Origin of the sequence: Streptomyces alboflavus, assembly GCF_000716675.1 — a bacterium.
GTDB lineage: Bacteria > Actinomycetota > Actinomycetes > Streptomycetales > Streptomycetaceae > Streptomyces > Streptomyces alboflavus.
In genome coordinates this window covers 1-20,325 of record NZ_JNXT01000015.1, presented here as the reverse complement: position 1 = coordinate 20,325, position 20,325 = coordinate 1, and the positions used below count along the sequence as shown (strand labels likewise).

17 protein-coding genes are annotated in these 20,325 nt (G+C 73.6%); 5 read left to right on the top strand and 12 right to left on the bottom strand.

The window, feature by feature from the left end; translation table 11 throughout:
• Positions 1–25 precede the first annotated feature (25 nt).
• Together OO63_RS13285 and OO63_RS13280 are read right to left on the bottom strand one after the other, a co-directional pair.
• The gene (locus OO63_RS13285) at positions 26–2,293 is read right to left on the bottom strand and encodes a serine/threonine-protein kinase (protein WP_030357467.1); all 2,268 of its coding nucleotides are present in this window, start codon (positions 2,291–2,293) and stop codon (positions 26–28) included.
• A complete protein-coding gene (locus OO63_RS13280; RefSeq protein WP_051810826.1) occupies positions 2,275–3,231 on the bottom strand; it encodes an oxygenase MpaB family protein in 957 nt (318 codons plus the stop codon). The genes OO63_RS13285 and OO63_RS13280 overlap by 19 nt, the downstream gene beginning before the upstream one ends.
• A gap of 114 nt (positions 3,232–3,345) precedes the next feature.
• On the opposite strand from OO63_RS13280, the gene OO63_RS13275 reads away from it, so the two are divergent.
• Positions 3,346–4,650: a hypothetical protein gene (locus OO63_RS13275; RefSeq protein WP_063750401.1), complete on the top strand. Its 1,305-nt coding sequence runs from the start codon at positions 3,346–3,348 to the stop codon at positions 4,648–4,650.
• A gap of 45 nt (positions 4,651–4,695) precedes the next feature.
• On the opposite strand, the gene OO63_RS13270 is transcribed toward OO63_RS13275, so the two are convergent.
• The 4 genes from OO63_RS13270 to OO63_RS13255 all read right to left on the bottom strand — a co-directional run bounded on the left by OO63_RS13270 (position 4,696) and on the right by OO63_RS13255 (position 9,410).
• Positions 4,696–5,727, bottom strand: a complete 1,032-nt coding sequence (locus OO63_RS13270; protein WP_030357470.1) for a sulfotransferase family protein — start codon at positions 5,725–5,727, stop codon at positions 4,696–4,698.
• 123 nt (positions 5,728–5,850) lie between these two features.
• Positions 5,851–7,077, bottom strand: coding sequence for a VWA domain-containing protein (locus tag OO63_RS13265; RefSeq protein WP_030357471.1), 1,227 nt, complete (start codon positions 7,075–7,077; stop codon positions 5,851–5,853).
• Between the two features lie 156 nt (positions 7,078–7,233).
• Positions 7,234–8,082: a HEAT repeat domain-containing protein gene (locus OO63_RS13260; protein WP_030357472.1), complete on the bottom strand. Its 849-nt coding sequence runs from the start codon at positions 8,080–8,082 to the stop codon at positions 7,234–7,236.
• 137 nt (positions 8,083–8,219) lie between these two features.
• Entirely contained in the window at positions 8,220–9,410 is a 1,191-nt protein-coding gene (locus tag OO63_RS13255) for an acyl-CoA dehydrogenase family protein (protein ID WP_030357473.1), read from the bottom strand.
• Positions 9,411–9,641: 231 nt separating this feature from the next.
• On the opposite strand from OO63_RS13255, the gene OO63_RS13250 reads away from it, so the two are divergent.
• Together OO63_RS13250 and OO63_RS13245 are read left to right on the top strand one after the other, a co-directional pair.
• Positions 9,642–10,406 (top strand): YoaK family protein, encoded by a 765-nt coding sequence (locus tag OO63_RS13250; RefSeq protein ID WP_051810825.1) that lies wholly within the window; start codon positions 9,642–9,644, stop codon positions 10,404–10,406.
• 131 nt (positions 10,407–10,537) lie between these two features.
• Positions 10,538–11,527, top strand: coding sequence for a hypothetical protein (locus OO63_RS13245; RefSeq protein ID WP_030357475.1), 990 nt, complete (start codon positions 10,538–10,540; stop codon positions 11,525–11,527).
• 76 nt (positions 11,528–11,603) lie between these two features.
• On the opposite strand, the gene OO63_RS13240 is transcribed toward OO63_RS13245, so the two are convergent.
• Positions 11,604–13,043: an FAD-dependent monooxygenase gene (locus OO63_RS13240; protein ID WP_051810838.1), complete on the bottom strand. Its 1,440-nt coding sequence runs from the start codon at positions 13,041–13,043 to the stop codon at positions 11,604–11,606.
• A 74-nt stretch (positions 13,044–13,117) separates the two neighbouring features.
• Here OO63_RS13240 and OO63_RS13235 point away from each other — a divergent pair, with 74 nt between their 5' ends.
• Positions 13,118–13,864 (top strand): TetR/AcrR family transcriptional regulator C-terminal domain-containing protein, encoded by a 747-nt coding sequence (locus OO63_RS13235; RefSeq protein ID WP_030357477.1) that lies wholly within the window; start codon positions 13,118–13,120, stop codon positions 13,862–13,864.
• Here the strand turns inward: OO63_RS13235 and OO63_RS13230 are convergent.
• Positions 13,861–14,337, bottom strand: a complete 477-nt coding sequence (locus OO63_RS13230) for a VOC family protein (protein WP_030357478.1) — start codon at positions 14,335–14,337, stop codon at positions 13,861–13,863. The genes OO63_RS13235 and OO63_RS13230 overlap by 4 nt on opposite strands.
• Positions 14,338–14,502: 165 nt before the next feature.
• On the opposite strand from OO63_RS13230, the gene OO63_RS42190 reads away from it, so the two are divergent.
• The gene (locus OO63_RS42190; RefSeq protein WP_051810823.1) at positions 14,503–15,975 is read left to right on the top strand and encodes a M4 family metallopeptidase; all 1,473 of its coding nucleotides are present in this window, start codon (positions 14,503–14,505) and stop codon (positions 15,973–15,975) included.
• 96 nt (positions 15,976–16,071) lie between these two features.
• Here the strand turns inward: OO63_RS42190 and OO63_RS13220 are convergent, their stop codons facing one another.
• The 4 genes from OO63_RS13220 to OO63_RS13205 form a co-directional block, all read right to left on the bottom strand.
• Positions 16,072–17,814, bottom strand: coding sequence for a hypothetical protein (locus OO63_RS13220; RefSeq protein WP_030357480.1), 1,743 nt, complete (start codon positions 17,812–17,814; stop codon positions 16,072–16,074).
• Between the two features lie 6 nt (positions 17,815–17,820).
• Entirely contained in the window at positions 17,821–18,714 is an 894-nt protein-coding gene (locus OO63_RS13215; protein ID WP_030357481.1) for a protein phosphatase 2C domain-containing protein, read from the bottom strand.
• A gap of 106 nt (positions 18,715–18,820) precedes the next feature.
• On the bottom strand, positions 18,821–19,492 hold the full coding sequence (locus OO63_RS13210) for a vWA domain-containing protein (protein ID WP_030357482.1): 672 nt from the start codon (positions 19,490–19,492) through the stop codon (positions 18,821–18,823).
• The coding region (locus OO63_RS13205; protein WP_033264101.1) for a hypothetical protein at positions 19,489–20,325 on the bottom strand (837 nt) is incomplete at its 5' end. The genes OO63_RS13205 and OO63_RS13210, both read right to left, overlap by 4 nt.

Genomic DNA, 20,325 nt, shown 5'->3' with positions numbered 1-20,325 from the left:
GCCGACCGGAGGAACAGGACGCGTCTCAGTGCGCCCCGGACGCCCGCTGCTGCCGCAGTGCCGCCACCCTCCGGTACAGCTCCACCGCCTCCGTGCCGCGGCCCAGCTGCTCCAGGCAGTGGGCCTCGTCGTTGCGGCTCGCGAGGGTGTCGGGGTGGTCGGGGCCGAGGACCTGTTCGCGGGCGGCCGCCACCCTGCGGTACTCGGTGAGGGCGTCCGGCCACCGCCCGAGCCAGCCGAGGCCGACGGCGACCTCCCGGCGGCTGACGAGGGTGTCGGGATGACCTGCGCCGAGGACGCGTTCACGGATCGCGCACACGTCCCGAGCCTCCGCGAGGGCCTCCTCCCAGCGGCCGAGGCGGCCCAGGTTCACGCCGAGGCCGTGCCGGGCGCGCAGGGTCTCGGGGTCGGCGGGGCCGTTCACGCGGGTGCGGTCCGCGATCAGGGCGCGGTACAGCTCCAGGGCCTCCGCGCTGCGGCCCAGCCGTCCGAGGCTGATGCCGACCTCGTAGCGCGCCGCGAGCGTGTCGGGGTGGTCGGCGCCGAGCGCCCGCGTCCGCGCCTCGGCCACTTCGCGGTACGTCTGGAGCGCCTCCGTCCAGTGCCCCAACTGGCCGAGTGCGTACGCCACTTCGTAGCGGGTGACGAGGGTGTCGGGGTGGGTGGCGCCGAGGACGCGGGCGCGGGCGGCGGCCACGTCGCGGGCCAGCCGGTAGGAGTCCTCCAGACGGCCGAGGCGGCTGAGGTTGAACGCCAGGTTGTGACGGCATCGCAGAGTGTCGGGGTGGTCGGCGCCCGCCGTCCGCTCCCGGGCGCCGAGCACCTGCGTGTAGACCTGGTGCGCCTCGAAGTGCCGGCCGAGCTGGCCGAGGACGTACGCCATCTCCTGGCGGGCGGCGAGGGTGTCCAAGTGGTCGGCTCCCAGGGCGCGTTCGCGACCCTCGGCGACGCGGCCGTACTCGCGCAGGGCGTCCGCGGGGCGCCCGGTGCGGCTGAGCGTGAAGCCGACCTCGTAGCGGCTTGCGAGGGTGTCGGGGTGGTCCGGGCCGAGCACGTGCTCGCGCTCGGCGGCGACGGCGCGGTGCACCTCGCCGGCCTCCGCCCAGCGGCTGAGACGGCCGAGGCTGAGGCCCGCGTTGTGGCGGCTGACGAGGGCGGCGACGACGGACGGCGGGGGTGCGGGCCGCTCCGGCGCGGGCGGCGGCACCACGGTGTGGTGGCCGGTGGGGCGCGGGATCCACTCGCCGGTGAGGCCCGCCGCGGCGTCCGGCGGTGTGCTGCGCAGGCCGGCGCCGGTCGCCTTGTGACCGGTGGTCATGCCGCGCGTCCAGGGCGGCAGGGCGGGCTCGCGGTGCGGTTCGGGGCGTGCCGGGCGGCCGGGGGACGCGGGCTCGGGGCGGCGCAGGGAGGGCGAGACGACGGTCGGTACGTACGCGACGGGTGCGGTGCGGCCCGCGGTGATGCGGCGGCCGAGTTCGCGGGCGTCGGCGGGGCGTTCGTCGGGGCGCTTGGCGAGCAGGTCGAGGACGATCCGGTCGAAGTACACGGGCAGTTCGCCGCGGTGGCGGCGGGGCGGCTCGGGCGCGGTGTCGCGGTGGCCGACGAGGACCGCCCAGGCGTCCTCCATGTCGAACGGCGGGGCGCCGGTGGCGAGTTCGTAGAGGACGCACCCGAACGAGTAGAGGTCGCTGCGCTGGTCGACCTCGGCGCCGCTGATCTGCTCGGGCGACATGTAGTGCGGGGTGCCCATGGCGATGCCGGTGCCGGTGAGGCGGGACGTGAAGCCGATGTCGTGGCCGAGCCGGGCGATGCCGAAGTCGCAGATCTTCACCGTGCCGTCGACGAGCCGCATGATGTTGGCGGGCTTCAGGTCGCGGTGCACGATGCCCTGTTCATGGGTGTACGCGAGCGCGGAGGCGACCTGGTCGGCGATGTCCACGACGTCGGAGACGGGCAGCGGGTGCTGTCTGTTGTCCTCCAGGAGCTGGCTCAGGTTGCGGCCCTCAAGGAGCTCCATGACGAGGAACAGCACGCCGTCGTTCTCGCCGAAGTCGTGCACGACGGTCACTCCGCGGTGCTGGAGCGCCGCCGCGACCCGCGCCTCGCGCCGGAAGCGCTCCCGCAGGACCCGGGTGAACGACTGGTCGTGCTGGGGCCCGAGCGGCTTGAGGCATTTGACGGCGACCTTGCGGCCGAGCGATTCGTCGCGCGCCCGCCACACTTCGCCCATGCCGCCGCGCCCGATCAGGTCGAGCAGTCGGTACCGGCCCTGGATCAGCCTGGTGTCCCCCACCTCTGGCACCTCTGGCATGTCGCGCCATCGCCCCCGTTGCCTCGCTGCGCCCTCCCCGGCCCGTCCAGTATGGCGTCCCGTCTGTCGACTTTGTACGGGACATGGCGTCGGTCGGGGCGGCTGCCGGGGCCGAGGCGGGCCATGGCGCGCAGGATGTGCTTCGGCGGGAGCTGCCAGCGCACCCGGGCGGGCACGAGGCGCAGCAGGGTGCCGGTGGCGGCGAGGCGGCGGGTGACCGTCCGGGGCGGTGGGGCGGGCCTGCCGTACAGCTCGTGGGCGTAGCGGGGCAGGGACGCGTACGCGAGGTTCGCCACGCGCCGCCACAGCAGGGCGCGCGCCGGGATCAGCAGGGCGCGGGTGGGCGGGCGGCGCAGGAAGTCGTCGACGGCGCGGGCCTCGGGGCCGACGGCGAGCTCGGGGCGCACCTTCTCGAAGTAGGCGGCGAGCTCGGCGGTGGAGGCGGGTACGCCGTCGGGGTCGAGGCCGACCAGGCGGGCGCTCTCGCGGTGTTCGGCGACGTACTGGTCGGCGGCCGTGTCGCTCAGCGGGAAGCCGGAGCGGCGCAGGACGTGGAGGTAGGAGTCGATCTCCGCGCAGTGCACCCACAGGAGCAGGTCCGGCTCGTCGACGCCGTAGCGCTCGCCGGTGTCCGGGTCGGTGGCGGAGAGCATCGAGTGGATCTTGCGGACCCGGGCGCCCGCCTTCTCCGCGGCCTGCGTGGTGCCGTACGTCGTCGTGCCCACGAAGTTCGCGGTGCGCATCAGACGGCCCCAGGCGTCTTTCCTGAAGTCGGAGTTCTGCATGACGCCGCGTACCGCGCGCGGGTGCAGGGCCTGGAAGTACAGCGCCCTGATGCCCGCGACCCACATCATCGGGTCTCCGTGCGCCTGCCAGGTCACCGACGAGGGCCCGAAGAGCCCGGCGTCCGCCTCGCGCATGCCGTCACCTCCCCCTCGCAGGTTACGCACACTTCCGCGGCCCGCGATACGGTCTGGGGTCGGTGTTCGCTCAGGTGATCGAACGCGGGCGCGGAACGGCATAGGGTCCGCCGCATGACCTCTGTATGGAGCACCCGACTGACCGTGGCCGGATCCGCGGCGGCCGTCGTCGCCACGCTGCTCGTGAACGCCCCGCCGGCCGCCGCCGCGATGCCGTTCGGGGCGGTGGACCCCGCCACCGTCGCACAGTTCAGACTCAACCAGGTCGTCGCCGGGGGCGGCGCCGACGGCACGGACGCCGCGGTCGCGGCCGTGGAGCGGACCGGCGCCGTCAAGAACGTCGACGTCAGCACCGTCCTCAACACGGGCGGCAGCACCGGCATCGCGGGCCTGTGCCACGACACCGGCCTGTCCGCGAGCCTCAAGCCCGGCGGCCACTGCTGGAAGAAGGAGGACGACCGGTCCAGCAGCTGGAACGCGACGGAGGGCGGCTGGACCCCGCAGGGCCTCTCCCTGCCGTACAGCGACTCCGGCGCTCCGGCCGACGGCAAGTGGAAGGGCGTCCCCGCCCACGCCGTGACCTGGCACCACAGCACCGACATGGGCAATCCCGACCCGGCGAAGCGGCGCGGCGACGAATACGCCCGGCTCACGCTGGTGAACGCGAAGAACGCCGCACCGAACTACCACAACCTGCTCCTCGTCCAGCCCGTCAGGAAGGCCGACGGCACCGGCGACTTCCGCGTCGTCCCGCGCAATCACGTCGACGGTGTCGTCTGGTACGGCGACCGTGCCTTCGTCGCCAACGGCCGCTACCTCCAGGTCTACGACCTGCGCCACATCTGGAAGCTCACCAAGCAGGGCAAGGAGGTGGGCGTCTCCGGCACGACCTCGTCGGGCCTGTGGCACAACTACGCCGTCCCGATGGTCGCGATGTATCAGACCACCACCGGCGACACCCCTTGTTCCGTCACCTCGGGCACCACGCCCTGCCTGAACTCCCTCAGCCTCGACCGCACCGGCGGCCAGGACGCGCTCGTCTCGGCCGAGTACAAGAAGGACGCCGCGGGCGGCCGCGTCGTGCGCTGGCCGCTCGACGCCACGACCAAGCTCCCCAAGGGCACCGCGTCGGCCGCGTACTCGTCCCCGGTCTGGTCCATGCAGGGCGCGGCGACCGACGGCACGAACTGGTACCTGGCGGGCACCTGCCCGACGGGCTCGGGCGGCGGCACGCCCAGTGACCCGTACTCCTGCATCCACAAGGCACGGGCGAACACCGCACCGCACGTCATGACGGCCGCCCCCGTCTACACCCAGAACCTCTCCTACTCCTGGACCACGGACCGGCTGTGGGGCATCAACGAACGCATCAACTCCACCGTGGGCAGGCGGGTGGTGTTCTCCGTCAACACCCCCTGAGCCGGCGCTCCGCGCCGACCGCACGGCACCGGGGCCGCACGCCCCTTACTGCCGACTGTCCGCCAGGGCCCGTGCTCCGGGAGCACAACGCTCCCGGAGCGCGGCGAGCTCGGCGGCGGGCAGCCGCAGGGAGGAGCCACGCCGACTGCCGTCGAGGCGCGCGGCTCCGGTGTCGAGCCACTGCGGGAGCGGCTCCACGCCGATGAAGTCGGCCAGCCGCGTCAGCTCCGCGCGGGGGTCGTCGAGCAGGTCCTCGTAACCGAGCGTGGTCCGCAGCGGGGCGGGCACCTCGCCGAGCCGGTCCACGCCCTGGGTGATCAGCTCCGACCAGAGCGCGCCGAATCCGGTCAGCGGCAGGTCGCTGTCCAGTACGAGGGCCGGGTCGAACCGCTCCCCCAGCAGGGGCGCCAACTCGGGTGGCAGCGAACGGACCTGCTCCTCCGTCAGGTTCTCGACGCGCTCCGCGCCGGTCCGCGAGAGAATCTCCCGCAGCAGGAAGATCAGCCGATACCCCGTGTGCCGACTCATGGACAGGGCACAGTCGGGCCCGTCCCTGAACAGATGCACGAAGCGCGCCTCCGGGAACACCTTGCGCAGCAGCGGCACCCGCTCCAGCGAATACCCGGACCGCTCGACGGCCACCGTGCGCCCGAAGCGCGCGCCCAACAGGTCGAACAGCGCCTCGTAGTGCCCCGCGGCCGTCCGCTCCGGCCACCGGCACACCTCCCCCTCCAACTCGTCGAAGAGCCCGTCCGGGTCGTCGGTCAGGTGCGGGAGCACCATCAGGGACAGCGCGGGAATCCCGGTCGTCTCCGTCGCGAAGCGCCCGGGCCGCCGCGGATAGACGAACTCCGGCATCGGTACGCCGTTCCGGATCATCCTCTCGAACAGCGGATTGGGCTCGGCCAGCAGCCGCCAGAACTCCCCACCCCCGAACACCCCCTCCGGAAACCCCCGGCTCTGCACCGACGACAGCAGCTCGTTGAGACTCAGCACATCCGGATGCGCGTTGACGATCCCGGACAACGCGGTCGACCCACTACGGCCGGTACCGACGACGAACGTCAGGGTGCGCATAGGGTGGTTCTCCTTCGACGACGACCCGTCACGATCACGATCACGATCACGATCACGGGCAGGCTTCCCTGGGGGGCGGGGGTCGACGCCTTCTCCTTCGGGCCACCGGCCGGTCAGGGAGGCTCAACGCCGCAACCAGCCGCCGAAGGCGTCCACGAGATCGGCGTAGAACTTCTCGTCGGGTACCGCTCCCGGGTTCTTGCCCGCGTCGTAGAACGCGACGTTGCTGAAGGTCACGGAAGTGGACGCGTTGAGGTTCTTGTAGAAGGCGAGCTTGCCGCGCCCGAACCCGACGAACAGCCAGAAGACGCCGAGTGACGCGGTGTTCTGCAGAAGGGAGCGGACCTCTGCCTTGTCCCAGGGTTCGGCACCGACCTGGGTCACGACGAAGGCGGGGTCGGCGGCGCCGGACTCCTGGTAGTGGCCGACCGCGCGGCGCATGGCCTCAGCGACGTTGCCCCATCCCCAGTCGACCTGGGTGTGCAACCGCCCGATGCGCCCGCGGTAGTTGTCGAGGCGGATCTCCTCCAGGAAGGGTTCCTCTCCGCTGGAGAAGAGCACGGGCACGGTGCCGTCGTCGTCAAGGTTGGCCGACAGCGCCAGTACCCGCTCGGCGAAGGCCTGCACGGCGAACGACTCGTACAGCGTTTCCATGTGCCAGTCGTGGTCGAGGATCAGGTACACCGCCGCACGCGGGTTCCCAATGCCCCGGTCCGCGAGGGCCTTGCCGGCCTGGCGTGCCGGAGACAGCAGTCCGGGGGCAAGCCGCTCGACCTTCGGCAGGCTCGCCGGGGTCCCTGCGGGGCCCGGGTTCCGCCGCCCTTGGGTGGGCAGCGGTACGGGAGTCGCGGCGGGCTCGGGGTCGACGTCGACACCGTAGTCGGTCGCGAGACCGGCCAGCCCGGAGGCATAGCCCTGTCCCACGGCACGGATCTTCCAGCCGGCGTCCCGTCGGTAGAGTTCCGCGAGCACCACGACCGTCTCGCCGGACGTGAAGTCCGGCGGAGTGAACGACTTGGCCTTCGCGCCTGCCTGGGTGATCGCCACACTCGGAGCACGGGTGAAGACCGCGCCCGGATGCAGCGGATCGGTGCTCGCCACAACGAGCACCCGTTCCGCGTCGGCGGGCACGCGTACGAGATCGACCGTGACCGCCGAGCCGGCGACCGACACGCCGTCTTGAGACGGGTGGTTGTAAAAGACCAAGTCGTCGTCGCTGCGAACCTTGCTGTCCGCGCCGAGCAACAGTGCGCAGACGTCCGCGGTCAGGCCTTGAACCGACACGTCCAGCACCACCGGCGTCATGGTCAACCCGGTGTTCTCGCCCTTACGCAACGACGTCGTCCGCATCCTCGCCCCCTTGATCACCGAGAGGGAAACAGTAGACCTCTGCCGCTCGACCGTCCGGGCTTTGGAAATAACTCACCCTGAGCCGCATGCCGCCCCACCGACACGTCGACGTCTGTGTGATGTCGTGTCCTGGGCAACCGTCGCGGCGCGGCCCCGTCATCCCGTCAGCTTCGCCAGCGCCTGTGCGGCGGCGTGGCGCACGTGGTCGTTCTCGTCGTCGAGCAGGACGGTCAGGTCTTCCACCGCACGCGCGTCGCCGAGGTGCCCCAGAGCCATGGCCGTGTGGCGTCGAACCGGCGCGTGGGTGTCGTGCAGGGCCGCACGCAGGGGCTCGAACATCGACTCTCGGTCAGCGTGGGACAGCTTCTCGGCGAGCCACGGCGTCAGGCCGAGGCTCCCAGTGGAGCGATAGGCAATGTCCGACAGCTCCTGTGCGACGCGTGTCCTCACGTCCGGGCTCGCGGCGCCAGAGGTCAACGTGTCGAGCACGGCCCGGACGAACAGCGTCGATCCACCCATCTTCACCAGGGAACCGGCGACCATGTCGACACGAGATCGGCCGTAGTCATCGCCATGATCCGGTCTCGACCAGGCGTTACTGTCGTGCAGAACGGCGATCAGCGCCTCCTGCGCCTCGGGGCCGCCACATGCGCCCAGCGCGGCGGCGATGTTCTCGAACGCCCTGGGAGACGTCTCCCGCCCGAGGGCCCCGCACAGATCGGTCACCGCTCTCCGATCGCCGAGACGCGCCAGTTGCTCTGCCGCCAGGGCGCGCACGTCGACATCGAGGTCGACCAGCCGAGCGCACACCTCCTCGACCGGATGCTCGCGCCGGAACCGGGCTTCGGCCTCGGCCTCAAGGGACTGGTGGCGCTGCCAACAGGCCGCGCACAGGCGCCCGACGGCCCTGGTCCGCTGCTCAGTCACGTGGACGGTCTTGATGCCCGCGATGACCGAACCCGTCGGCAGCGTCCCCTGACACACCTGGCAGCAGACGTCCGGCACCCGAGCCTTCCTCTTCCACCACGCCATCTCTTCGCCCCCGCGCCCGCTCGTGGCTGTTCCCAGGAGGGTCGCGTGCGGGCCCTCGCGCTCGCAAGTCGGGCCGAGGGTGTGGCGCCCGGCCGGCCGGTGGCGTCGTGTCAGCGGCGCACCCGCGGCATCCCCAAGCCGATCCACGAGATGATCTCCCGCTGGATCTCGTTGTTGCCGCCGCCGAAGGTGAAGATGACCGCCGAGCGGTAGCCGCGTTCCAGTTCGCCGTGGAGGACGGATCCTGCCGAGGCCTCCTTCAAGGCGCCTGCGGCGGCGATGACTTCCATGAGCCAGGCGTAGGCGTCGCGGCGGGCCTCGGAGCCGTAGACCTTGACGGCGGACGCGTCCTGGGGGGTGAGGGTGCCGTCCTGGACGGCGTTCACCATCTGCCAGTTGAGGAGCTTCATCGCGTCGAGCTTGGTGTGGGTCTGGGCGAGACGGCGGCGCACCCAGGGCAGGTCGATGACGCGGCGGCCGTCGGCGAGCTTGGTCTCGGCGGCCCAGCGCTGGACGTCGTGCAGGGCGCGGATCGCCATCGTGCCGTGGGCGGCGAGGGTGACGCGTTCGTGGTTGAGCTGGTTGGTGATCAGGCGCCAGCCCTTGTTCTCCTCGCCGACGCGGCGGGAGACGGGCACGCGGATGCTCTCGTAGTAGCTCGCCGTGGTGTCGTGCGAGGCGAGGGTGTTGATGAGGGTGCAGGAGTAGCCGGGGTCGGACGTCGGCACGAGCAGCATGGTGATGCCCTGGTGCGGCGGCGCGTCGGGGTCGGTGCGCACCGCGAGCCACACCCAGTCCGCGGTGTCGCCGTTGGTCGTCCAGATCTTCTGGCCGTCGACCGTGTAGTGCCCGGTCTCCTCGTCGCCCTCCCGGACCGCACGGGTCTTGAGCGCCGCCAGATCGGTGCCCGCGTCCGGCTCGCTGTAGCCGATCGCGAAGTCGATCTCGCCGGACAGGATCCGGGGCAGGAAGTACGCCTTCTGCTCGTCCGTGCCGTACCGCATGAGCGTCGGGCCCACGGTGTTCAGGGCCATGAGCGGCAACGGCACCCCGGCCTGCGCCGCCTCGTCGAAGAAGATGAACTGCTCCATCGGCGTCAGCCCGCGGCCTCCGAACTCCTCCGGCCAGCCGACGCCCAGCCAGCCGTCGGCTCCCAGGCGGCGGATCGTCTCGCGGTAGAACCGCTTCTGCGCGGCAGGCTCGGCATAGCGGGTGTACGCGCGGCCGGGCACGAGCTCGGCGAAGTACGTGCGCAGTTCGGTGCGCAACCGCTGCTGCTCGGGGGTGTATTCGAGGTGCACGGGCCCTCCTGTCGTCCCTGCGCCCGACCCTGCCGAGGCGCTGCGGCTTGACGGCGGCCAGAGTAGAACGTGTTCCAGTAGGGGGGAAGGGGCGTGCGGGGAGGAGGTAGTGGGCGGCCTGGGCGCGGGGAGTTGGTGACCTGTAGCCACGCGCGGCGTTCCGGGTGGGTTCCGGTGGGCCCGGCCTCGTCACGGCCTCGACGCACCCCGCTCCCTTGAGAGGCTGGCCGCATGACGAACGATCAGCCGGGAACGACGGAAGCGGGCGCCGAGACACCCGGGCCGCGGGTCGGCAATCGGCACCCCCTCGCCCTGGTCCTCTTCGCGCTCACCGCGGTCAGCGGCTTCGTGGACGCCGTCACCTTCCTCGGGCTCGGCCGGGTCTTCGCGGCGAACATGACCGGCAACGTCGTCGTCATCGGCTTCGCCGCGGCCGGGGCGCCCGGGTTCTCCGTCACCGGGTCACTGGTGTCGCTCGGCGCGTTCCTGGTGGGCGCGGCCGGGGCGGGGCGGCTCGCGCGGGCGTTCCGGGGGCGGCGCCGGGTGCCGTGGGTGCGGGCCGCCCTCGTCGGCGAGGCGGTGCTGCTCGGCGTCACGACCGTCCTGGCGTTCGCGGGGGCCGCCGACGCCACGTACGTACTGATCGCGCTGCTCGCCCTCGCGATGGGACTGCGCAACGGCACCGTCCTGAAGCTCAACGTCCCGGACCTGACCACGACCGTGCTGACGCGCACGCTCACCGGGCTCGCCGTCGAGTCCCGGCTCGCGGGCGGCGCGGACCGGCTAGCCGTCCGGCGGATCGGCGCGACCCTCGCGATGGTCGCGGGTGCACTGCCCGGCGCCTGGCTGGTTCTGCACCACGGGATCGGCTGGCCGCTGCTCGCGGGGACCTCGGCGGTGACAGCTGTGGCCTGCCTGTATCGCGAGAGGCCGGAGGGGACCCCTGGGGAGTCGGGCGGCCGGTCCGGCAAGCGCAACTTCAGGACTCGCTCCTAGCTTAGACATTGTCTCGGTTTGGTCACAGCCCCCAGGAGGCTGAACGGGCGTGAGCACGGCGCCCGTACTCACGCCTCGAAGGCCCGCGAAAGCCCGGGCGACCGAGCGACGACATCCCTAGGAGACCTCTCATGTTCAGCAAGAACACCCGGCCGGCCATGCTCCTCACGTCCTTCGCAGCGGCGGGCGTGCTGCTCCTGACCGCGTGTGGCGGCGGTGACGACGGCGGCGACTCGAAGGCCGCGGGCGAGGCCCCCGCGTCCAACGCCCCGGCCGCCGACGGCCAGTCGGGCGGCGGCGACGGCGCCATGGACCTGTCGCTGCGCTCGGGCACCGCCGAGCAGAACAACGCCCAGCGGCGCACCGGCGACTGGGCCAACCCTCCGGGCAAGCCCGCCACCAAGCCCGTGCAGCGCAAGTGGGTCCAGCTGTCGGCGGGCCGGGCGAGCGACCTGAACCCGGTCGTGGTAAATGGCTCGGGCTTCACCCTCTACCGCTTCGACAAGGACACCGCGCAGCCGTCCAAGTCGAACTGCGCCGGCGCCTGCGCCACCACCTGGCCCCCCGTCCTGGTGGACCCGGGCGGCAAGATCTTCGTCGACGGGGTGAAGCCGTCGGCCGTCGGCGTCATCAAGCGGGACGACGGCACGCGCCAGGTGACGATCGGCGGCTGGCCCGTCTACCGCTTCAGCAAGGACACCAAGCCCGGCGACACCAACGGCCAGGGCGTGGGCGGCACTTGGTTCGGCGTGACACCGGAGGGACAGAAGTCGGGGCAGCCCGCGGGCGGCGGCACGGGCGCCGAGGAGGGCGGCGGCGACACGGGCACCGGCGAGGGTAATGGCCAGGCGGGCGGCGGCCAGGCCGCGGCCCCCGCCACCAGCGCGATCCTCTTCGACGACGCCAACTTCCCCGGCGACGGCGTCGCGCAGGGCGTGGCGGGCGAGGGCTGCCAGAACGTGGCGCGCCCGAAGGTGGCGTCCTCCATCTCGGCGAGCGGCTCGCTGAAGCTCTGGTCGAAGGCGAACTGCAAGGGCGAGTCGAAGGTGATCAACGGGGACGTGGCGGACCTGGCGACCATCGGGTTCGACAACAAGACCAGCTCGGTCGCCTTCGGCTGACGGACCGTCATGCCGGGCCGGTCGCTTCTGGCTGACGAGCCGTCACACCAGATCGGCGCCTTCGGCTGACGCATCATCAGACCCGGATCCGCGCCACATGCCCGTCCGGCCGGATCAGCGCCGAGCCCACCCCGACCCAGTCGGGGTGGGCCTCGGCCAGGGGCCCCTCGTGGACGACGGCGTCCGGCGAGGGGCCATCGGCGTGCCCGGCGCCGTCGAGGTCGAGGAGGACGTGGCGGCCCGGGCGCAGCAGGTCGAACAGGGCGCGCCCGCCCGCGAGTCGCAGGTTCGGGGCGCGCCGCCCGGTGAGCGGGTGACTGCCCGATGCGGCCGCGTACGCCACCGAGAGACCCGAGAGCCCCTCGGCGAGCCGCCGGGAGAACTCCGGTACGGCGGCGATGGCGCCGCTGAGCAGATCGCGCAGGGCGGCCCCGTCGCCGGAGTACGCCGCCATCAGGGCGGTCTGAGCGCGGGTGGTCTCGATCAACTCGACGCCGACCGGGTGCCGTTCGGCGTGATAGGTGTCGAGGAGCCCGTCCGGGGCGTCGCCGCGCACGGTCGCGGCGAGCTTCCAGCCGAGGTTGGCCGCGTCCTGCACCCCGACGTTGAGGCCTACCCCGCCCGCCGGGAAGTGCATGTGCGCGGCGTCGCCCGCGAGCAGCACCCGGCCCTTGCGGTACGTCTCCGCCTGCCGTGCCGCGTTCCCGAACCGTGAGAGCCAGCGCGGGTCGCGCATGCCGAAGTCGTCGCCGTTGATCCGCAGGACCTTCGCCCGCAGCTCCTCGAAGGTCAACTCCCCTGGCCAGCCCTGCTGTTGATCCTCCGGCGTGTGGCCGACGAAGCGGTGGATGCCGCCGGGCAGGCGCACGCAGAGCAGTCCGCCCCGCGGCGTCGACACACTGAGGACGGGCCGGGTGAGCGGCGCGTCCAGAACGACGTCGCCGAGCCAGCCCCACACCGTGGCGTCGCTGCCGGGGAAGCCGATGCCCGCCGCGTCGCGCACGGTGCTGCGGGTGCCGTCGCAGCCGACGACGTACGCCGCCTCCGTCTCGTACGGGCCGCTCGGGCCCTCGACGTCGACACGCACGCCCGTCGCGTGCTCGGTCAGGCCCGTCAGGCGGTGGCCGCGCCGGATGTCGGCGCCGGCGGCGCGCGCGTGCTGCTCCAGGAGCGCTTCGGTGCGGGCCTGCGGCAGGGCGAGCGTGAACGGGTACGGCGTGTCGAGGACGCCGAAGTCGAGGCGGTGGTCGAGGGCGGCGAAGTGCCCGTCGGGCAGGCGCACGCCTTCGGCGAGGAACGGCTCGACGATGCCGCGGCACGCCAGGACCTCCAGGGTGCGGGGGTGCACGGTGAGGGCCTTGGAGTGCGGGGACGGCGTGGCGCGCTGTTCCAGGACGGTCACCGGCACGCCGCCCAGGCGCAGTTCGGCCGCGAGCCAGAGGCCCACGGGGCCCGCTCCGGCGATGAGGACGTGCGGGTGCCGCCGGTTTCCGCGGGTCGCTGCTGCTGCGTGCATCGTGTGCACGGGCCTCCCCTTCATCTCACTCTTGGTCAGTGACCAAGTCTCCTGGGCGTCAGTAGACTAGGTCAGTGACCAAAAAGCAAGGGACGGCCGCCCGGACCGAGAGCGGCCACCGCGCGGGGCTCACGCCCGGTGCCGTGGCGCGCGCGGCTCTCGACGTGCTCGCCGACAAGGGCGCCGACGGGCTCTCGGTGCGGGCGACGGCGGAGCGCCTGGGCGTGCGGATGAACACGGTGCTGTGGCACGCCAAGACCAAGACCAGGCTCCTGGAGCTGATGGCCGACGCGATCGTCGCCGAGATCTCCCTCGACGGGCTGCCGGACGAGTGGCTGGCGCGGGCGCGTGAACTCATGCGCCGCTACCGGAGCGCGCTGCTCGCGCACCGGGACGGCGCGCGCATCGTGGCGGGCACCTACGCGGCCGAGCCCGCCACGCTCCGCTTCGCCGAAACGCTCACGACGGCGCTGTTGGCGGGCCTCCAGGCGGACCGGACGAACCCGTCGAACCCGCCGGATCCGGCGGGCTCAGCGGATCCGGCCACGGACCCGGCAGGCCCGGCCCGCGAGCGCGAGGCGGCGTGGACGGCCTGGAGCCTGCTGTACTTCGTCCTCGGCCTGACGCAGGAGGAGCAGTCGCTGCCGGACTCGATCGACCCGCGCCTCGGCCGGTCGCTGGAGTCGGGCGCGTACCCGTCGCTGCGCCGCCTCGCACCGTACTTCCGCGACCCGTCCTTCGACGGCCGCTTCGAGCACGGCCTCGATCTGCTCCTCGGGACCGGGGCGGCCCAGGGCCCGCCCCCATCGGACAGGCCCTAGGCGCCGTCGGCCGCCGCGCGCAGTGCCGCCACGTCGAGCTTCTGCATCTTGAGCATCGCCGCCATGGCCCGCTGCGCCCGCTCCGGGTCGGGGTCGGTCATCAGCGCGCCGAGCTCGTCGGGGACGACCTGCCAGGACAGGCCGTACTTGTCCTTCAGCCAGCCGCACTGGCTCTCCTGGCCGCCGTCGGCGGTCAGCCGGGTCCAGTAGTGGTCGACCTCTTCCTGGTCGGCGCAGCCGATCTGGAAGGAGACGGCCTCGTCGAAGGTGAACTCGGGTCCGCCGTTGATGCCGGTGTAGTCCTGGCCGTCCAGGGAGAACTCGACCGTGAGGACCGTGCCGGCCTCGCGGGGTCCCGCCTCGCCGTAGTACGTCACGTTCGTGACCTTGGAGTTCGGGAAGACGGACACATAGAACTCGGCGGCCTCCAGAGCCTGGGTGTCGAACCAGAGGTTGGGCGTGATCTTGGGCATGGCGCTCTCCTGCCGTCCGCGGGGACCCTCGCTTGGCTGTCTTGTCTGTACTGACCCTCGCTCCGGTCGAAACTCATCGCCACCGGACGCCCCGATGTCTTGGCCGCCCTCCGCCGCGCCCCGATGATGCGTCCAGGGGCCGGGCACGTCGGGGGAGGCCGGAACATGGACAGCGGTCTGATCAGCACCGTCATCGCCACCGTGGGCGGCGGCCTGCTCGGCGGGGGCGGCGCGGTGCTGAGCCACCGCAGCAACACCCGCACCGCCGCCCGCCTCATCTACGCCGAGCTGGCCAGGAACAGCGCGGCCGTCGCCTACTTCCGGCAGACCGGCCACTGGACGGCGCCCACGCTGTCGCGGACCGCGTGGGACGAGCAGGCCGCGATCATCGCCCGCAGGCGCGGCAGCGCGGCCTTCGTCGCCGTGCACCAGGGGTACGAGGCCCTGGAGATCGCCCCCGTGCTGGCGGCGGGCGGCCTCGGCGACGCCGCCCGGGACCGGCTCCTCAGCGGGGCCGTACGCCAGTTGGTGCGGGCGCTCGAAGAGGTCGCCGCGATGGCGCGCATCCCGCCGGAGCTCGTCCGCGAGGCCACGGGGCTGCTCGACGGCTCGCACCCGGCGCCCGTCGAGGAGACCGGCGCGCTCACCTGGCTGCTCCAGGGCGTCGTCCCGCTCGCGCTCCAGGCGCGCCTCGCCCCACAGGACGTGGCGCGCCTCGTCACAGAGCCCGCACCCGAGCCGCCGACCGCGGCGCCCGCCGCCACCGAGGACGCCGACCACGTCGTGTACGACGCCGGGCACAGCCGCGAGACCACGGGACTCGCCGTGGCCCGGCGCACCGGACAGCCGCCGACGGGCGACCCGGTGGTGGACGAGGCGTACGACGCGATGCTCGCCACCTCGGCCTTCGCGCGTGCCGTCCTGGGCCGCGACCCCCTGGTCCGGCGGCCCATGACCGCGGTCGTGCACTACGGCGACGGCTTCACCAACCTGTACTGGAACGGGGAGCTGCTGGTCCTCGGCGACGGGGACGGCCAGACCTTCGGGCGGTTCAGCCAGTGCCTGGACGTCGTCGCCGGCGGCATCTGGATGGGGGTGCGCGAGATGATGGGGCTCTTCTCCCACGCGGGGCAGAGCGGTGCGCTCGCGGTCTCGCTCCGCAACGTCTTCGGGCAGCTCGTCCAGCAGTACTCCGCGGGCCTCGGCGTCGAGGAGGCGGACTGGGTGGTCGGCGCGGGCCTGCTCGCACCGGGCGTCCGGGGCGTCGGGCTGCACTCCCTCAAAGCACCCGGCACCGCGTACGACGACGCCGCCCTCGGCAAGGATCCGCAGGCGGCGACCATGGACGCCTACGTCCGCACGGGCCGCGACAACGGCGGCGTCCACATCAACAGCGGCATCCCCGGGCATGCGTTCTACCTCGTCGCCGAGCGCCTCGGCGGGTACGCGTGGCAGCGCGCCGGGATGATCTGGTGGGACGCGCTGACCGTGCACGCGGTCGGCAGGGCTCTGCTCTTCGAGGACTGGGCGCGCTTCACGACGGTGGCGGCCGTGAGCAGGTACGGCGAGGGGAGCGTCGAGCACCGGGCCGTGCTCGACGCGTGGGAGCGGGTGGGGGTGCGGGTGCCGGAACGGTGAGTGCGGGGCTCCTGGTTCAGCCCCGGCCGCGTGGTGCCGCCGTTCGAACCGGCCGCCCGGCGCCACCGTTCGGCCCCGGCCGCACCGCGCCGCCCCTCACCCCCGGCCCCGCAGCGCCTCCGTCAGCGCGTCGGCGAACTCCTCCGCCGTGGCCTCCTCCGGCCGTGCCAGGGCGGCCCGGGTGAGCTGCCCGAGCCACGGCGTGAACCAGAACTCGCCCTGGGCGGGCGGCTGCCGCGCGTCCCAGTCCGGTACGGGCCCGGCGAGGCGCGCCACGAGCAGCGCCACCCGGTGGACGTCGCGGACCAGGGGCGGCATGCGCGGGTCGTCGCCCCAGTCCGGCTGGTGCATCAGGACGGGGCGCGGGTCGTCCAGGGGCGTGACGCTGTCGATGTCGATGAGGCGTCCGCGCCCCCGGCCCGCCTCGACGCCGTACACGAAGTTCTTCCAGTTGGTGTCGCCGTGCGCGAGCCCCATCGCGTGCAGCAGGGCGTGGGCCGACACCACGTCGAGGAGGAGTTGGGCGCGCTGGAGGGACGAGGGCACCTGGCAGCCGACGTAGTCCGGCTCCTCGGCCAGGAGGTGGTCGCCGGTCTGCGCGCCGCCCTCGCGGAGCAGGAACGGGGCCGCGAGCGGCGGGTACAGGACGCCGACGGCCCGCTCGCCGTCGCCGACGACCGCGCGCGGCCACAGCAGGACGCGGTCGGCGGTGCGGCGCCGGGGCGTGGGCAACGTGCCGACCCGGGACAGGAGTTCGCGGTACGGGGCGAGGGCGCGGACGGGATTGCGCTGCCGCTCTCCCCCGGCCGGTGCGCCCGCCGCGCTCTCCTCGTCGAACTGCTTGAACAGGAACTGCTCGGCGGACCCGGCGGCGCGGGCCCGGCGGATGTGCGGCGGCGCCCCGGGCGGAGGGTCTCCTTTCCACAGGCCTGCCCCGGGCACGAGGTCGATCATCGGGTAGCCGTGGGCGGGCGGGGCGGGTCCGAAGCCCGGCCGTGACCGGCTGTGCTCCGGTGTCCTGAGCGGCTTCGTGGGCGTGGGTCCCGGGGACACCAGGGGCATGCGGTGCGTGGGCGCCAGGGACCCGAGCGGGATGTCGGGCAGGGTGTCGGACCGGCGCACGGACGCGCCCGGGGGCGGGGTGCCGGGCCGGACCCCGACCGGTGTCGCCTGCGGTGCGAGCCGCGCGGGCGGGTCGATCGTGTCCACCAGGGCCGTGGCGTCCACGTCGAGCGGCACCGGGCCCGCGCGCCGCGGCACCGTCGCCACGACCCGGCGTACCAGCGGAGACACCGCGATCACGACGACGCTCGCCGTCGTGCCCTCGGCCGCGTCGTCCGCCCCCGCGGGTCCCGCGATGAGCAGTGCGCCCACCGCCACGTACACGAGGAAGGCCACCGACCGGTCGAGGGCCGCGGGTTGCCCGGCGATCCGGGCCGTCGCCCACAGCGCGAGCAGCAGGACGGCCGGGCCGCCGAGCGCGAGGCCGCCGACGACGTCCTCGTCCCAGCGCCTCGGCTCGGGCCAGCGCGCGTTGACGTCCCACAGCCAGCACGCCGCCTGGCTGCCCGCCCACACCGCAGTGAGGAGCAGCCACCCGGCGGCGCGGCGGCGCCGGGCCCGCCACCGCAGGCCGCGCAGCCTGTGGGCGTGTCCGGCAAGCTCCACGCCCCGCGTGGTGCCGCCGCCGGTGTCCGCGCGCCGCCGCAACTCCGCGGCGGCAGCGGCGAACCGCACCGCGTCGGCCGCCGCCCCGTCCATCGCGCGGCGCACCACCTCGGCGAGGAGCTGGGCGGCGGCGACAACGAGCACGAGCCACCAGCCGAGGTTCACGTCCAACGGCCCTCACCCCGTGCCGGAGCCGAACGTGCCGTCGGGCCCCGCCTCGTGGTGGCCGAGCCAGGCGACCGCGGCGGCCCGGTCGTCGCTGCGGTCGTTGCGCCGCACGGCCAGCGAGCCGAGGAACTCCAGCGGGGTCGGCGGGGTCGCCCAGAGCCGCCCCAGGAAGGCCCGCACCTGCTCGTCGCGGCCGTCGCGCGCGAGCCCGTCGGTGGTCAGGGCGAGCACCTCGCCGTCGCCGAGGTCGAGGACCTGGATCTGCAGGGCCGCGTAGTTGCCGGGCAGGGCGGCGGTGGGCGTGAGGTCCTCGGCCCGGCCGGGGAAGACGGGCGCGAGGAAGCCGGGGCGCAGCCGCCACGCGGTGGAGTCCCCCACCCGGGCGACCACCGCCGCGACGCCGCCGCCGGGCGGGATCCGGGTCGGAAGCGCTGCCACGACGAGCGTCGTGCGGTACTCACCGTGCTCGTGCCCGCCGCCGGCGCGCCGCCGGGACAGCGAGTCGAGGGTGACCGCCACGTCGGCGACCGTCTCGCGCACCCGGTCCGCGAGGTGGTCGCCGGACAGGCCCGGCGCCGGGAGCCACTGCGCGCGGAACGCCGTCACCGCGACCCGGGCGGCGGCGCGGGCGGCGCGGCCCGCGGCCTCCGAGCGGCCCACGCCGTCCGCGACGGCCAGGAAGCAGATGCCGGTCGCCGCGTCGGACCACAGGGCGAAGGCGTCGTTGCAGTTGTCCCGGGGACGGCAGGTCTCGGCGGCCGCCGCGCCCGCCCGCACCGTGACCGCGCCCGTCTGCCCGCCGTCGTACGCGAGCAGCGGCAGCGCGGCCTCCGCGTCGCCGGTGAACAGCGGAGGCTCGTACCAGGGTTGGTCCATGGCGTCGACAGCCGGAAAGTCGGACATGGTCAGTGGTCCTCGTCCATGGTCAGAAGTCCTCGATCAGCAGTTCTCGGTGAGCAGTTCTCGGTGAGCAGTCCTCGGTCAGTAGCCCTCGGTCCGCAGTCCTCGATCAGTAGTCCTCGACGTAGGGCCGCACCGTCCCCGGCGGCGGCACCACCTGCTCGGAGTCCATCGCCACGCTGCGCGCCACGGAGCCGAAGACCAGCTCGGCGAAGCGCTCGATGGCCTGCGCGGGCGAGTCGCTGCGGCCCGCGAGGTACGCGGCGCTCGGGTCGGCGGCGATCGACGCGAGGGTGCGGGGGTCCACGCGGCCGTAGCCGTAGGGCACGAGCAGGACCCGCCGCCCCGCGCCTGCGCTGGCGAGGAGCGCCTGATGCTCCGCGTACCAGCCTCCGGAGCGGTCGCGGTGGGCGGTGGGGCGGCCGTCGGTGAGCATGAACACCAGCGGCGGTCGCGCCGCGGGGCCGAGCGCGGCCAGGTCGTGCGCGACGGTCCGCGCGGTGGCCTCGAAGACCACCGCGAACGACGTCGGCCCGGACGCCTCCAGGTCGGGCACGGCCGTCGTCGACGACAGGCTGGTGAGCGGCAGGTCCACGCGGGCGTCCTCGGCGAAGGAGATCACCGAGAGCCGGACCGCACGCCGGATCGTGGGGTCCTTCGCGAGCCGCGCGAGGAGTTCGCGCAGGACGGTGTTCACCACCTCGATCGCGGTGACGGACCCGGCGGTCTCCGCCATGGACCCGGACCGGTCGGCGAGCACGTAGAGCGGCAGGACGTTCATCCGCCGCTCCTCGGGGCGAGCAGCACCAGGGCCTTCTCCGTCCGTCCTGCGTGTTCCCGCGGCAGCCGTACGACTTGGAGGACGTTGCCGGAGCGCGCCGGATACCCGTCGAGGGTCACGCTGCGCTCCATGTCGACGAGCGCGGTGAAGTCGGCGGAGCCCCTGCGGTCCAGCTCGCCCTCGCCCTCCCTGGCCTCCCCCAGCTCGGCGAGGGCGCGCACGGCGTGCGTGCGCACCGCCGCCATCAGCTGGGCCCAGACGCTGCCCTCGGCCGCCTCGGACACGAACGCCGACGCTGCCAGGTGGTGGGCGGCGATCACCCAGGCGCCCGGGTCGCCGGTGGCCGCCGCGGCCGGGCCGAGCGCGTCGTACTCGGCGAGCAGCCGCAGCCGGGCCGACCAGCCCGGCACGGTGGTGGCCCGGGTGCGGTCGACCAGGGCCACCCCGCGCATGGCGCCGAGGAGTTCGGCGACGGTCGGCAGCAGGCGCTCCACGGCCTCGCGCGGCGCGAGCCCGGACGGCAGCGGGGTGAGGGTGAGGCCCGGAAGGAGCCGTTCGCCGCCGAGCCGGAGGGTGGCGATGTCGACCGCCGACGGGCCCCACAGCTCGGGCTGCTCCCCGCGCTCGGCCGTGCCGGCCCGCACCCACTCGGCGAGCAGCCGGCAGGCGACCTGGCGCGGCCCGGCGGCGGCCACGCCCACCAGGCCGAGCAGGGGCGCCGCCGCGCCGTCGTGGCGGGGGTGCAGGTCGGCGGGGTCGACGGGGGTGCCGAGGACGGTGGCGAGGTCGTCGCAGAGGGCACGGACGAGGGGGGTGGGGGCGGTGTCGGGGGC